The sequence below is a fragment of the Nonomuraea sp. NPDC049714 genome (assembly GCF_044465295.1).
Lineage (GTDB): Bacteria > Actinomycetota > Actinomycetes > Streptosporangiales > Streptosporangiaceae > Nonomuraea.
The window spans coordinates 1190819-1205902 of sequence record NZ_JBITLM010000002.1 but is presented as its reverse complement, the minus strand read 5'-3'; the positions used below and the strand labels follow the sequence as shown (position 1 = coordinate 1205902).

The following is a 15084-nucleotide window of genomic DNA, read 5'->3' as shown; positions in this document are numbered from 1 at the left end:
CTCCCGCGACCGGAAAGGCACCAACGATGGGGACAGAGGACAAGCTCCGCGCCTACCTCAAGCGCGCCACGGTCGAACTGGCCCAGACCCGCCGCCGTCTCACCGAGACGGAGGAGCGCGCCCACGAGCCCATCGCGATCGTCGGCATGGCCTGCCGCTACCCCGGCGGGGCGGACACGGCCGAGGGCCTCTGGGAGCTGTTGCGCGAAGGCCGCAGCGCGGTCCGCGAGGTGCCGGCGACCCGCTGGGACATCGACGACTACTACCACCCCGACCCGCGCACCCCCGGCGGCGTCTACACCAGGTACGGCACGTTCCTGGACGACATCACCGGCTGGGACGCCGAGTTCTTCGGCCTCTCACCGCGTGAGGCGCTGCGCATGGACCCCCACCAGCGCCTGCTGCTGGAGCTGGCGTGGGAGGGCCTGGAGAACGCCGGCCTGTCACCCTCGCGGCTGGCCGGCACCCGCACCGGCGTGATGGTCGGCTTCATGGACACCCTGCAGTACGGCCGGCTGCAGATCGAGCGGCAGGGCGTCGACGCTCTCGGCGACCCCTACCTCGGCCAGGGCTCGGTGGCCAGCATCGCCGCGGGGCGCATCGCCTACCAGCTCGACCTGATCGGCCCCACCATCACGGTGGACACCGCCTGCTCCTCGTCGCTCATCGCGGTCCACCTGGCCGCCGAGAGCCTGCGCCGGGGCGAGAGCGACCTGGCCATCGCCGCGGGAGCCTCGCTGACCCTGCACCCCTCCCTCTACATCCAGGCGTGCGCGGGCCTGATGATGTGCTCCGACGGGCGGTGCAAGACCTTCGACGAGGACGCTGACGGCTACGTCATGGGCGAGGGCGGCGGCCTGGTGGTGCTGGAGCGGCTGTCCAGCGCCGTCGCGAACGGCCGCCGCATCCACGCCGTGCTGCGCGGCTCCGCGGTCAACCAGGACGGGCGCAGCAACGGGCTCACCGCCCCGAGCCGGCGCGCGCAGGCCGACGTGATCGGCCGCGCGCTCGCCGCCGCCCGTCTCAGCCCCGACGACATCGCATACGTGGAGGCGCACGGGTCGGGCACCCACCTCGGCGACGCCATCGAGTTGTCCGCCCTCCACGACGTCTTCGGCCGCCGCTCGCCGGACCGGCCGCTGCGCGTCGGCGCGATCAAGACCAACATCGGCCACACCCAGGCGGCGGCGGGCGTTGCGGGCCTGATCAAGACGGTGCTGATCCTGAAAAATGGGCAGATCCCGCCCAGCCTGCACCTGACCACCCCGGCAGCCGCGTTCCCCGAGGACGGCACCGTCCGGCCGGTCACCGGCCTGGAACCGCTGCCGGAGGAGGAGGACAGGCCCAGGCTGGCCGGAGTCAGCTCGTTCGGCCTGTCCGGCACCAACGCCCACATCATCCTGGAGAGCGCCCCCGTACCGGACCCCCGGGAGGAGCCGGCGCGCGCCGGTACGCACGTCCTGCCCCTGTCCGCCGGCAGCGCCGCGGCGCTGCGCGAGCAGGCCGCCCGGCTGGCGGACTGGGTGAACGCCCACCCCGGCACGACCCTGCCCGACCTCGCCCACACGCTCCAGGCCGGGCGCGCCGAGCTGGACCACCGTCGCGCCCTCCTCTGCGACAGCCCGGACGACGCCGTACGCCGGCTGCGCGCCACCGCCGACAGCGGCGACGGCCACCGGGTGAAGGGCCGGCCACGCGTCGCGTTCCTGCTCCCCGGCGTCGGCGACCAGTACGAAGGACTCGGCCGGGAGTTGTACGCCAGGGAGCCGGTGTACGCCCAGGCGGTGGACACCTGCGTCGAGCTCGTCCGCCGCCGCTCGGGCACGGACCTGCGCCCCCTGTTCCTCCCCGAGCGGGAGACGGCCTCCGACTCCGCCGACCTCGCCGCCCTGCTGGGCCGGGGCGGCGGCGCGGCGGAGGCCTTCGGACCGCTCGACCACGCCGAGGTCGCCCACCCCTTCCTCTTCACCGCCGAGTACGCGCTGGCGCGGCTGTTCGAGCACTGGGGCGTCACCCCCGACATGCTCATCGGCTACAGCCTCGGCGAGTACGTCGCCGCCTGCCTGGCCGGGGTGTTCACCCTGGAGGACGCGCTGCACGTCGTCCTGGAGCGGGCGCACCTGATCACCGCCGTGCCCACCGGGCGCATGATCGCCGTCGCCGCCCCCGAGGAGCGCATCGCCGAGGCCCTCGCGGCAGCCGGGATCGACGTGGACGTCGCCGCCCGCAACGGCCCGTCGATGACCGTGCTGAGCGGGCCGCCCGCCGAGATCGAGGCGGCGGCCGCCCGGCTGGCCGGCGAGGGCATCGCCTGCCGGACGCTGCGCTCCGCGCACGCGTTCCACTCCAGGCTGCTGCAGCCCGCCCGGGAGAAGCTCGCCGCCGTGCTCGACACCGTGCCGAGACGCGCGCCGTCCAGCACCGTCGTCTCCAACCTCACCGGCCGCCCGCTCACCGAGGAGCAGGCCACCAGCACCTCGTACTGGACCGAGCAGCTCGTCAGCACGGTCCGCTTCGCCGACGGTGTACGGCACTGCCTGAGCCAGGACGTGGACGTGTTCGTCGAGCTGGGCCCCGGCCAGACGCTCGGCGGGCTGGTCCGGCAGAACCTCGCCGGAGGCTCCACAGCCGCCGTCCTCGGCACCCTGCCGGCCCACTGGACCGGCGGGCCCCGCCGCGACCCGTACGACGACCTGCTCCAGACGCGCGCCCGGTTGTGGGAGCTCGGCGCCCCGGTGACGTGGGAGGGCGCGCACGCCGGAGGAGGCCAGGTGCTCAGCCTGCCCACCTACCCGTTCCAGCGCACCCGCTTCTGGCCCGAGCAGACCGTGCCCACCGGCCCGGCCATCCCCGCACCGAACGCCGAGCCCGCCGACTTCACCTTCGCCCACTCGTGGCGACAGGATCCGGCGAGGTGGCGGCAGGACGCGGTGAGGTGGGGCCAGGACGCGGAGAGAGGGCTGCAGGACGGCGCGCAAGGGTCGGAGTTGGACTCTCGGCCCCAAGGACGGGTCCGTGGGGGCCACTGGGACACCTCCTCCATGGCTCTCGGTCTGCCCGGCCCCCTCGTCGTCTTCGCCGACCCCGGCGGCGTGGGCACGGCCCTCGCCGACCTGGCCGCCGCCGCCGGCACCCCCGTGCTCGAAGTGGTCGCCGGTGACGGCGCCCCGCGCCGCGAGGGCCGCCGACTGACCATCGACCCCGCCGTCCCCGCCCACTACGCCGACGTCTTCACCGCGCTCGGCGACCCGGCGTACGGACACGGCCCGGTGCACGTCGCGCACCTGTGGAGCCTGACCTCCCCCACGGGCGGGCGCCTGGACGACGCGGACCTGCGAGCAGCGGTCGCCGACGGCTTCAACAGCCTCATGCTGGCCCTGCAAGCCCTCGGCGACCTGCCCGAAGACCGGGGTGTCCGACTCCTGACGGTCACCCGGGGCGCCACCGAGATCCTCGGCGACGACATCCCGTCCCCTCACCAGGCCCTGTCCCACGGCCTCGGCCGGGCGGCCCGGCACGAGTACCCCGGCCTGACCTGGCAGGGCACCGACCTCGACCCAGCCCTCGCCTCAGACCCCGGCCCTGTCTCAGATCCCGGCCTCGCCTCAGATTCCGGTTCCGGCTCAGGCCCCGGCCTCGGCTCAGCCCCTGGCACCGGCCTGGATCTTCACTCCGGTCTCGGCCGCGAGCCCGAGTTCGAGCTTGGTGCTAGATCGGCCCTGGACGCCCTGCGGCTCGCGCAGGAGTTGCTGCACCAGCCGGACACCGACGCGGCGCCCGACGCGCCCGACCCGCTCGCCGGATGGCGGCGGGGTCGCCGCTGGGTGCGGTCCTGGGCTCCCGTCTCCACCGCCCCGCCCCCGGCCCCCGTATGGCGGGAGGACGGGACGTACCTGATCACGGGTGGGACCCGAGGGCTCGGCATGGCCCTCGCCAAGCACCTCGTACGGGCAGGTGTGCGGCGGCTCGCGCTGGTCGGCCGCACTCCGCTGCGGCGCGGCCGTGCCGACGGCGAGCGGGTGGAAGAGGCATGGGAAGGCGGCGCGGCCGACGGCGAGCGGGCGGAGCGGACCCTGCGAGATGTCGCCGAGCTGGAGGCGAGCGGCGCGGAGGTGCTGCTGCTCACCGCCGACACCGGCGTTCCCGACCAGCTCAGGGAGGTGTTGCGGCGCGGGCGGGAGCACTTCGGCGCGCTGACGGGTGTGATCCACGCCGCCGGCCTGCCGGCGGGCGGCCTGCTGCGGCGGCGGACCGTGGCCGAGGCCGCCGAGGTGCTCGCGCCCAAGGTCCTGGCGATGGGCCCGCTGGCCGAGCTGGTCGGCCCCGGGACTCCGGCCGCCGAGCGGCCGGAGCTGCTGGTGCTGTACTCGTCCGCGGTCACCGCGTTCGGCGGCATCGGCGAGGGCGACTACTGCGCCGCCAACACCGTCCTGGACGCGTACGGCGACGCGCTGGCCGCCACCAGCCCGTCGACCAGGGTCGTGTCGGTCGCCTGGGGCCCCTGGCAGCACGATGTCTGGCAGTCGGAGAACCTCAAGTCGGCGGGCGGCCTGGCCGACCGGGTGGCCGCCTACCGCGCCCGCTACGGCTTCGCCGACGACGCCGGCTGCGAGCTGCTGGACCGGATCGTGGCGGGCGGCCACGGCAGCGTGATGGCGGTGCGGCAGCCGCTGCACGAGGTGGTGCGCGCCTGGTCCGACATGCTCGATCTGGACGACCTGATCGGCGCGGCCTCCGCCGTGCCGGCGGGCGAACGGTTCCCGCGCCCGCAGCTGCGCACCGACTTCGCGGCGCCGCGGACCGAGGCGGAGACCGAGATGGCCGAGCTGTGGGGCGCCTACCTCGGCATCGACCGGGTCGGCGTGCACGACCCGTTCTTCGACCTCGGCGGCAACTCGCTGCTCGGCATGGCCATGGTGCTCGCCCTGGAGAAGAGGCTGGGCCACCCGGTCCCGCCCGCGCTGCTGTTCGAGCACCCGACCATCGCGGAGTTCGCCGCCGCCCTGGACGGTGACGGCGGCGTACAGGAATCGCTGACCACCAGTTCGGCACGGGGGCAGCGGCGGCGCCGGGCCCGTTCCAGTAACCGGAAATGAGGACGGAAGACGTGATCGACGACATCGAGGGCGAGAACTCCGGCACCGACATCGCGATCGTCGGCATGTCGGGCCGCTTCCCGGGGGCGTCCGACGTCGCCGAGCTGTGGTCCGCGATCCGGGCCGGCGCGTCCGGGATCACCCGGTTCACCGACGACGAGCTGCGTGCCGCCGGAGTCCCGGACGACCTGCTGGCCGACCCCGCGTACGTGAAGGCCGCGCCGGTGATCGAGGACGTCGAGCTGTTCGACGCCGCCTTCTTCGGGTTCAGCCCGAAGGAGGCGCAGATCCTCGACCCGCAGCACCGGCTGTTCCTGGAGCACAGCCACGCGGCGCTGGAGGACGCCGGCTGCGACCCCAAGCGCTTCGACGGCTCGATCGGCGTCTTCGGCGGCTGCGCGCACAGCTCGTACATGCAGAACAACCTGCTGCCCAGCGGTATCGGCGAGGTCATGGGCGACCTCGCGCTCGGGCTCGCGAACGACAAGGACTCGCTCACCACCCGCGTCGCGCACACGCTGGGGCTGTCCGGCCCGTCGTACGGCGTGCAGAGCTACTGCTCGACGTCGCTGGTCGCGGTCTGCGCCGCGGCCACCAGCCTGGCCGGCTTCGAGTGTGATCTCGCCCTGGCCGGCGGCGTCGCGGTCAGCGTGCCGCAGCATGTCGGCTACCTCTACCAGCAGGGCGGGATCTCGCCGCCCGACGGCGAGTGCCGCGCCTTCGACGCGGGCGGCCTCGGCGCCCCGCTCGGCAGCGGCGTCGGCGTGGTCGCGCTGCGCCGCCTGGAGGACGCGCTCGCCGACGGCGACCAGATCTACGCCGTCCTGCGCGGCTGGGCGGTCAACAACGACGGCGGCCGAAAGGTCGGCTTCACCGCGCCCGGCGTGCAGGGCCAGGCCGCGGTGATGGCCGAGGCGCTGGCCAGCGCCGACCTGACGCCCGCCGACATCGACTACATCGAGGCGCACGGCACCGGCACCGCGCTCGGCGACGCCGCCGAGCTGGCCGCGCTCCAGCAGGTGTTCCGCGGGCAGTCGCTGCTGATCGGCTCCGTCAAGACGAACCTCGGCCACCTCGACCGGGCCGCCGGAGTCACCAACCTGATCAAGGCCGCCCTCGCGCTGCGCAACGACGAGATCCCGGCGACGCTCAACCTGACGGAGCCCAACCAGCAACTCGGCGCCGGCGATGCCCAGCTGGAGGTGGTCACCTCGCTGCGCGCCTGGCCACGCGAGGCTGGACACACCCGCCGGGCGGGCGTGAGCGCGTTCGGCATCGGCGGCACCAACGCCCACGTGGTGCTGGAGGAGGCGCCGCTCGTCCCCCGGACCGAGGAGGAGCCCCGGCCCGAGCCGCTGGTGTGGTCCGCCCGCTCGGCCGCCGCCGCCGACGCGATGACCGAGCGGCTCGCCGCGCACCTCGCCGGCCCCGGCGGCGACACGCGGCTCGCCGACGTCGCCCACACGCTGCAGAGCGGGCGGCAGCTCTTCGCCCACCGCAGGATGCTGGTCGCCTCGTCCACCGCCGAGGCCGCCGCCGCCATGCGCGACGGGGCGGTGCTGCGCCGCGAGGAGGGCCGCGCCGACCGGCCCGTGGCCTTCCTCATCGCGGGAACCGGCGAGCAGTACCCCGGCATGGCCGCCGAGCTCTACCGGACCGAGCCCGTCTTCCGCAAGGTGCTCGACGAGTGCCGCGCCGTCCTGCGCCGCCGGATGGGCGGGGACGACCCGCTCGCCGAGATGCTCGCACCCCGCCGCACCGAGGCGACCGGCGGGCTCGGCGCGCTGCTCGGTCGCGGCCCGGCCGCCGACGCGACCCCGACCGCCGTCCTCCAGCCCGCGCTGTTCTCGGTCGAGTACGCGCTCGCCCGCCTGGTGCTGACATGGGGCGTCGAGCCCGCCATCCTGGCCGGATACAGCCTGGGCGAGTACGTCGCCGCCTGCCTTGCCGGCGTGCTGTCGCTGGAGTCGGCGCTCGCCCTGGTGGCGCACCGCGCGAGCCTTATCGGCGCGCTGCCCGAAGGCTCGATGAGCGCCGTTCCGCTGTCCGCCGCCGACGCGGTCGAACGCCTCCGGCGCGCCGGGATCTCCGGCGTGGACGTCGCCGCGGTGAGCGGCCCCGACCTCACCGTGCTGGCCGGCGAACCGCAGGCCATGGTGGCGGTGCGCGCGCTGCTGGAGGCCGACGCGGTGCCGTGCCGCCCGCTGGCCACCACCCACGCCTTCCACTCGGCCATGATGGAGCCGATCCGCGAGCCGCTCACCGCCTGGATAGCGGAGAACGTGCCGCTGAACGCGCCCCGCGTGCCGTACGTCTCCAACGTGACCGGCATCCTGGCCACCGCCGAGCAGGTGACGGACCCGGCCTACTGGGCCGAGCACATGTGCGCGCCGGTCCAGTTCGACGCCGTGCTGGCCACCGTGCTGCGGGAGGAGGGCGACGCGGCGCTGCTGGAGATCGGGCCCGGCCAGTCGCTCGGCGCGATGGCGCGCGGACACCGGGACTGCGCCCGTGAGCGCTGGCCGCTGATCGTCGGCACCCTGCCGGGCGCCCAGGACCCCCGCCCGGCCGGCGCCGCCCTGGCCGACGCAGCCGGCCGGCTCTGGCTGGCGGGCGTGGGGCTCGACTGGCCCGGCTACCAGCAGGACCGCCCAGTGGCCAAGGCCGGCCTGCCCACCTACCCGTTCCAACGCGAACGCTACTGGGTGAACCCGCCCTCGGCCCCCGCCACCGCGCCTCCCGGCACCGGCACCGGCATCCACGCCGCAACCGACATCGGCGCTGTGGCGAGCGCCGGCGTCACGGCCGCCGCCGCTCACAGCGCGGCTTCCCGCGCCGGTGCCAACGGTGCCGGTACGGGTGCCGCACCCGGAGCCATGGGGACGCCCGCCGAGCCGCACGTACGACTCCTGAGCCCGCGCTGGACGCAGGCGGACACCCTCGGAGCGTCCGCCGACGGCATACCTGAGGCACCCGTCGCAGGCGCGCTGGGAGCGGCTGCGGTGAGTACGGCCGCTGCGGTGGACAGGCCCGAAGTATCTGCTGCCGGCACGCATAAGGCGTTCGCGTCGGTTGCCCGTTGTGTCCTGCTGGGCGGTCGTACGGAGGCCGCTGAGACCTTGGCCCGGACGCTGCGCGCCCACGGAATCGAGGTCGTGACCGTCACCCCCTCGGAAACCTTCACTCAGACCCCGCGTGGGCTGGGTGAGGCCTCGGGCGTGGTCTCGGAGACTCCGCGTGGGCTCGATGAAACCTCGGGCAAGTCGGCCGATGGGGCCGGTGCCTTCGTAGAGACTCCCGACGGCTTCGTCGTCGACCTGGATTCGGCGGCCTGTCATGCCGAGCTGGCGAGGCGGCTGGCCGGGGGTGGCCCCACGGTCCTGGTGGACCTGCGCCTCCTCGACCAGGAGGACGCCTCCACCGGCCCGAACGACGGCCGCGACGGGTTGCTTCCCCTGACCCGGCTGCTCGACGCCTGGGGTGAGGCCGGTGACGGCGTACGGATCATCGTGGCCACCTCGGGCGGACAGGCCGTGGCGGACGGCGAGGTGCCCGCGCTCCGGCAGGCCGCCGCCGCGACCCTGCCGATGGTCGCCAACCAGGAGTACCTGAACCTCGACTGCGCCACGGTGGACCTCGACCCGGCGGCGAGTCCCGCCGCGATCGCCGAGGCGCTCGCCGCCGAAGTGCGCCTGCCCTCCGGCGAGGTGTTCGTCGCCTACCGCGCCGGCCGCCGGCTCGTCCGCGGCTTCACCCCGGACGAGCCCATCGAAGCCGGGCCGGACGGGTCTGCCCAAGGGGTGCCGAACGGATCGGTTGAGGCTGATTCACACGGGGGCTGGGTCGGCAAGCCGCAGTCGGAGGATGTCGCCGGTGTGCGGGAGGGGGGCACCTACCTGATCACCGGTGGTCTCGGCGATGTGGGCTTGCTCGTCGCCGAGCACCTGGTCCGGGGCGGTGCCGGGCGGCTGATTCTGGCCAGTCGCGGCGGGGTGCCCGACAGCGAGGGGGACCCGCGCCGGGCAGGGGTGCGGCGGTTGCGCGAGCTCGGGGCCGAGGTGCTCACCCCCCGGGTCGACGTCACCGACGACGCCGCCATGCGCGCGCTGCTGGACGAGGCGGTCGCGGGCGGCCGGCGGCTGGATGGCGTGGTGCACGCCGCCGCCGACACCGGCCCTGACACCTTCCGCCCGCTGCGCGATCTGGACGCCACCGCCGTCGAGCGGCACTTCGCCGCCAAGGTGACCGGCGCGCTGGTTCTGGAACGGCTGCTGAGCGAGTTGCCCGCCGATCGGGCCCCGAGCTTCTGCGTGCTGTTCTCCTCCACCTCCGCCGTGCTCGGCGGCATCGCGTTCGCCAGTTACGCCGCCGCCAACGCCGCCCTGACCGCGATCGCCCTGCGCAACCACGCCCGCCGGACGCGTACCCGATGGGTGAGCGCCGGCTGGGACACCTGGTCGGTCACCCTGGGCCGGGTCGAGGGCGGGTTCGGCGCGGCCATGGCCGCGCACTCCATGACGGCCGAGCAAGCGCTCGGCGCGTTCGACGAGCTGCTGGTCGCCTCGCGGCCCAGCCTGGTGGTGGCCGCCGGCGGCCTGGACGACCGGCTGCCCCATGCCTACGCCTCCGGCGTCGGCGGCGTCGGTGGTCACGTCGGTGACGCCGTGCCCGCCGGGACCGGCGACCGGTTTCCGCGCCCGGAGCTGCCACAGCCCTACACCCCGCCGCTGTCGGCGACGGAACGCGACCTGGCCGGCCTCTGGTCAGAAGTGCTCGGCGTCGAACCGGTCGGCACCCGGGACAACTTCTTCGACCTCGGCGGCAACTCGCTGGTCGCGCTGCAGATGCTCGCGCTGGTGAAGAAGCAGTTCGGCGTGGCGGTGCCGACGGTCTCGCTGTTCGAGGCGCCGACGGTCAGCACGCTGGCCGCCACCCTGGACGAGCGCCGCGCACCGGCACCGGCGCCCGCCGGAGCGCCACAGCCCCCCGCGGCAGTCGGCGGGCCACGAACCCGCACCTCCGCCGGGACGCTTCAGGCCGTGACCGCCCGCGACCGGGATACGGGTCGTCCGGGTGACGACGACAGGCGGATCGCCATCGTCGGCATGGCCGGACGCTTCCCCGGCGCCTCCGACGTGGGCCGGTTCTGGCGCAACCTGCGCGACGGCGTCGAGTCCATCACCTTCTTCTCCGAGGAGGAGTTGCTGGCCGCAGGGGCCGACCCCGAGCAGATCAAGGATCCCGCGTACGTCCCGGCCCGGCCGGTGCTGGACGACATCAGCGGCTTCGACGCGTCCTTCTTCGGCATGAGCCCCCGGATGGCCGCGATCAACGATCCGCAGCAGCGGGCCTTCCTGGAGGTGTGCTGGGAGGCGCTGGAGCACGGGGGTTACGCGGCCCCCGATCACCGCGGCCGGGTCGGCGTGTTCGGCGGCGCCAACATCAGCACGTACCTGCTGCGGATGACCGACCATCTGCTCGGCGGCGGGCAGCAGGAGTTCAGCGACTTCGAGGTCATCATGGGCAACGACAAGGACGCCCTGACCACGACGGTCTCCTACCTGCTCGACCTGTACGGCCCGAGCGTGGCCGTCCAGACCTTCTGCTCCACGTCGCTGGTCGCCGCGCACCTGGCGGTGCAGAGCCTGCGCAACGGCGAGTGCGAGCTGGCCCTGGCGGGAGGCGTCTCGATCCGGGTGCCGGACCGGGTGGGCCACCTGTTCGGCCCCGGCGGGCAGGAGTCGCCGGACGGCCACGTGCGCGCCTTCGACGCCCAGGCCCGGGGCAGCATGTTCGGCGACGGCGCGGCCGCCGTCCTGCTCAAGCGGCTGCCCGACGCGGTGCGCGACGGCGACCACATCTGGGCGGTGATCCGCGGCTCCGCGATGAACAACGACGGCGCGCTCAAGGTCGGCTACACCGCGCCCAGCGTCGTCGGCCAGGCCAGGGTGATCGAGGACGCGATGGCCGACGCGGGCGTCACCGGCGAGGACATCAGCTACGTCGAGGCGCACGGCACCGCCACCGAGCTGGGCGACCCGATCGAGGTGGCCGCGCTGACCCGCGCGTTCGGCGCCACCCGGGACAGGGGGTACTGCCCGATCGGGTCGGTGAAGACGAACGTCGGGCACCTGGACCGGGCCGCCGGCGCGAGCGGGCTGATCAAGACGTCGTTCGCGGTGCGCGAGGGCGTGATCCCGCCCACTCTGCACTACACCAGCCCGAACCCCGAGATCGACTTCGCCGGCAGCCCGTTCTACGTCAACGCCGAGCTGTCCCCGTGGCGGACGCGCGACGGCCGCCCGCGCATCGCCGGACTCAACTCCCTCGGCATGGGAGGCACCAACGTGCACATGGTCATCGAGGAGCCACCCGTCCGTCCCGGCTCGCCGCCATCGGCCCGCCGCTTCCAGGTGCTGCCCGTCTCGGCGCGCAACGCCCCGGCGGCCGACGCCGCTGTCCGGCGGCTCGGCGAGCACCTGGCCGCCGAGCCCGGTGCGCGGCTGGCCGATGTGGCCTACACGCTCCAGGTCGGGCGCAAGACCTTCGAGCACCGTCGGGCGCTGGTCACCGGCGACGGCACGGCCGCCGCGGCCGCCCTGACCGGGACGCGCCAGGAGGGGCTGCTGGGCCGGGTCGACACCGTACAGGGCCGCCGCACCGCCTTCCTGCTGGCAGGCGTCGGCGAGCAGTACCCGGGCCTGGCCGGCGACCTGTACCGGCACGAGCCGGCCTTCCGCGCCGCGCTGGACGAGTGCCTGACGCTGCTGGCGCAGCACCTGGACGGCGCAGACGGCGCCGACCTCGTCAACCTCGCCGACCTGCTGACCGGCGAGCGCGAGGCGGGCGCGAGCCTCGCCGCCCTCCTCGGCCGGGCCCCCGCAGGTGGCGGCTCCGCAGGTGGGGCCTCCTCGGACGGGGCCTCCTCGGACGAGGCCTCCGCAGGTGGGGCCTCCTCGGCGGGCCGGGCCGCCGTGCTGCAGCGCACGGAAGTGGCTCAGCCGGCGCTGTTCGCCGTGGAGTACGCACTGGCGCGCACGCTCATGTCCTGGGGGCTGCAACCGGCGATCATGCTCGGCTACAGCCTCGGCGAGTACGTCGCCGCCTGTCTCGCCGGAGTCCTGTCGCTGCCCGACGCCGTCGCCCTGGTCACCCACCGGGCCCGGCTGATCGCGGGGATGCCGGCGGGGGCGATGCTGGCCGTCTCCCTCCCGGCGGGCGACCTGCGCAGGCGCTTCCGGCTGGAGGAACGCGAGCTGGACGTCGCCGCCGTCAACGGCCCTCAGACGGTCGTGGTCGCCGGCCCTGTCGAGGCGATCGAGACGCTGGCCGGGGAACTGCGGCAGGCCGGGATCGCGTGCCGCGCGCTGGAGACCACCCACGCCTTCCACTCCCGCATGCTGGAGCCGCTGAGCGACGAGCTCACCCAGTGGATCAAGGCCGAGGTCACGCTCAACCCGCCCGCGCTGCCGTACATCTCGAACGTGACCGGCGCGCGGGCCGACGCCGAGCTCGTGTGCGACCCCGGCTACTGGGCCCGGCACATGTGCGCGACCGTGCGCTTCCAGGCGGGGGTCGACACGCTGCTGGCCGAGCCGGAGCTCGCGATGGTGGAGATCGGCCCCGGCCAGTCGCTGGGCGCGCTGGTGCGCGGGGCGGGCTGCCCGGCGGAGCGCTGGTCGCTGATCACGCACACGCTGCCCGCCGCGAGCGACGCCACGCCGGGTGACGAGGCGCTGGCGGGCTGCCTGGCCAGGCTCTGGCTCGGCGGGGTCGCCATCGGATGGGACGCCTACCACGGACGCGTCGAGGGCGCCGACCCCGCCACGCTGCCCGGCCGTATCCCGCTGCCCACCTACCCGTTCCAGCGGCAGCGCTACTGGATCGACCCGCCCGCCCGCCGGGAGACGGCGGCCGAGCCGGAGGACCTGTTCGAGGCCATCACGAGCCTGCCCAAGCTGCCCGAGGAGCAGTGGCTCTACCTGCCCGTGTGGCGGCAGACGGCCGCGCCGGCGGAACGCCCGCCGGGCTCGTGGCTGGTCTTCACCCGCGAGGGGCTCGCCGACGAGGCGCTGGCCGGACTGCGCGAGGCCGCCGCGGCGACCGGCGCCAGCGTCACGCCGGTACGTCCCGGCGAGGCGTACGCCGTCACCGGCGACGGGCACACGGCCAGGCCCGGCAGCGTCGGCGACATGCTCGCCGTGCTGCGCGACCTGCGTACGGCGGGACGGCGGCTGGAGCGGGTCGTGCACCTGTGGACCCTGGAACCGGCGGCGCACGACGTCACCATCGCGCACGGCCTGCACACTCTCGTCGCGCTGGCGAGGGCGGCGGGGGAGTCCGGCATCGGCGACTGGTCGCTCGACGTGGCCGTCTCCGGCACCCAGCGGGTGCTGGGCGAGGAGGTGGCGTACCCGGCCGGCGCGACGCTGATGGGGCCGTCCCTGGTGATCCCGCTGGAGTATCCGGGCGTGACCACCCGGTTGATCGACCTCCCGGCCGGCCCGTCCGCGCGTGACCTGCGCGGCCTGACCGCCGAGCTGGCCCGCCCGCAGCACGACCGCACGGTGGCGCTCCGGCACGGCCGCCGCTACGTCCCCGAATACGCCCGCATGCAACCCCCGCCCCTGCCCGCCGGAACGTCTGCCCCGGTGCCCGCTCCGCCGCTGCCCGGCGGTGGCCTGGCCGCCGCCGATGTCACCGGCCTGCGCGAGGGCGGTGTCTACCTGATCACCGGCGGGCTGGGCGGCATCGCCCTCGGCCTGGCCGGGCACCTGGCCCGCGACTACCGCGCCAAGCTGGTCCTGCTGGCCCGGCGCGGCCTGCCGCCGCGCGCCGACTGGCCCGCGATCCTGGCCTCCGGCGACTCCGGCGACTCCGGCGACTCCGGCGACTCCGGTGGGAGTCCGGTCGACGAGGTCACGCGGCACAGGGTGCGGCAGGTCACCGAGCTGATCAGGCTCGGCGCCGAGGTCGAGATCGTCGCCGGTGACGTCGCCAGCGCCGGGGACGTACGCCGGGCCGTCGAGGCGGCGACCGGGCGCTTCGGGGCGCTGCACGGCGTGCTGCACGCGGCGGGCGTGCCGGCCATGGGGCTGATGCAGTTCAAGCGGCCCGAGGAGCTGGACGAGGTGCTCGCCCCCAAGGTCGGCGGCACACTGGCGCTGGCCGAGGCGTTGCGTGTCGGCCGGCCCGACGAGGTCGAGCTGGACCTGCTGGTGCTGTTCTCCTCGATCACCTCCGCGACCGGCGGCGGCCCCGGCCAGGTGGACTACTGCGCCGCCAACGCCTTCCTGGACGGCTACGCCCACGAGCTCGCCGCGACCGGGCGCCGGGTGGTGTCCGTCGGCTGGGGCGAGTGGACGTGGAACGCGTGGGAGGCCGGGCTCGCCGGGTACGAGGAGGCGCTGCGCGACTTCTTCCGGCAGAACCGGGCCCGCGTCGGCATCGACTTCGCCGACGGCTGGCGCTCGCTGCTGCGGGCGCTGGCCACCGGGGAGCCGCACGTCGTCGTGTCCACCCAGGACTTCCCCACGCTGGTGAGCGGCAGCTCCCGCTTCACCCTGGAGGCGGTGACCTCCCCCGCCATGGGCGGCGGGGGCGAGCTGCACCCCAGGCCCGAGCTGGTCACCAACTACCAGGAGCCCGCCGGCGCCACCGAGGAGGCCATCGCCGCGATCTGGGGCGAGTCGCTGCGGCTGGACCGGGTCGGCGTGCTGGACAACTACTTCGAGCTGGGCGGCAACTCGCTGCTCGGCGTCGCCATCGTGGCCGCGGTCCGGCGCGCGTTCAAGCTGCCGGAACTGCCGCCGCACATCCTCTACGAGTCGCCGACCGTGGCCGCGCTGAGCCGCACCGTCGAGGCGCTCGCCTCGGGCGAGGCGCCGGCCGTCGCCGACGGCGGCAGCCAGGTGCGAGCCCAGCTCCGGCGCTCGGGATTGGAGGCCGCCGCGCGCAGGCGCGGGAGGTGACGGCCAACACGGTCAAC

2 protein-coding genes are annotated in these 15084 nt (G+C 74.8%); both read left to right on the top strand.

Annotated elements, in window-relative coordinates; genetic code table 11:
* The first annotated feature begins 26 nt into the window (after nucleotides 1-26).
* Nucleotides 27-5096 carry a beta-ketoacyl synthase N-terminal-like domain-containing protein gene (locus ACIBQX_RS12805; RefSeq protein ID WP_397003665.1) on the top strand — a complete coding sequence of 1690 codons (5070 nt, stop codon included), beginning with the start codon at nucleotides 27-29 and terminating at the stop codon, nucleotides 5094-5096.
* Complete coding sequence (locus ACIBQX_RS12800) at nucleotides 5093-15067, top strand: SDR family NAD(P)-dependent oxidoreductase (RefSeq protein WP_397003663.1); 9975 nt, start codon at nucleotides 5093-5095, stop codon at nucleotides 15065-15067. The genes ACIBQX_RS12805 and ACIBQX_RS12800 overlap by 4 nt, the downstream gene beginning before the upstream one ends.
* Nucleotides 15068-15084: the final 17 nt, after the last annotated feature.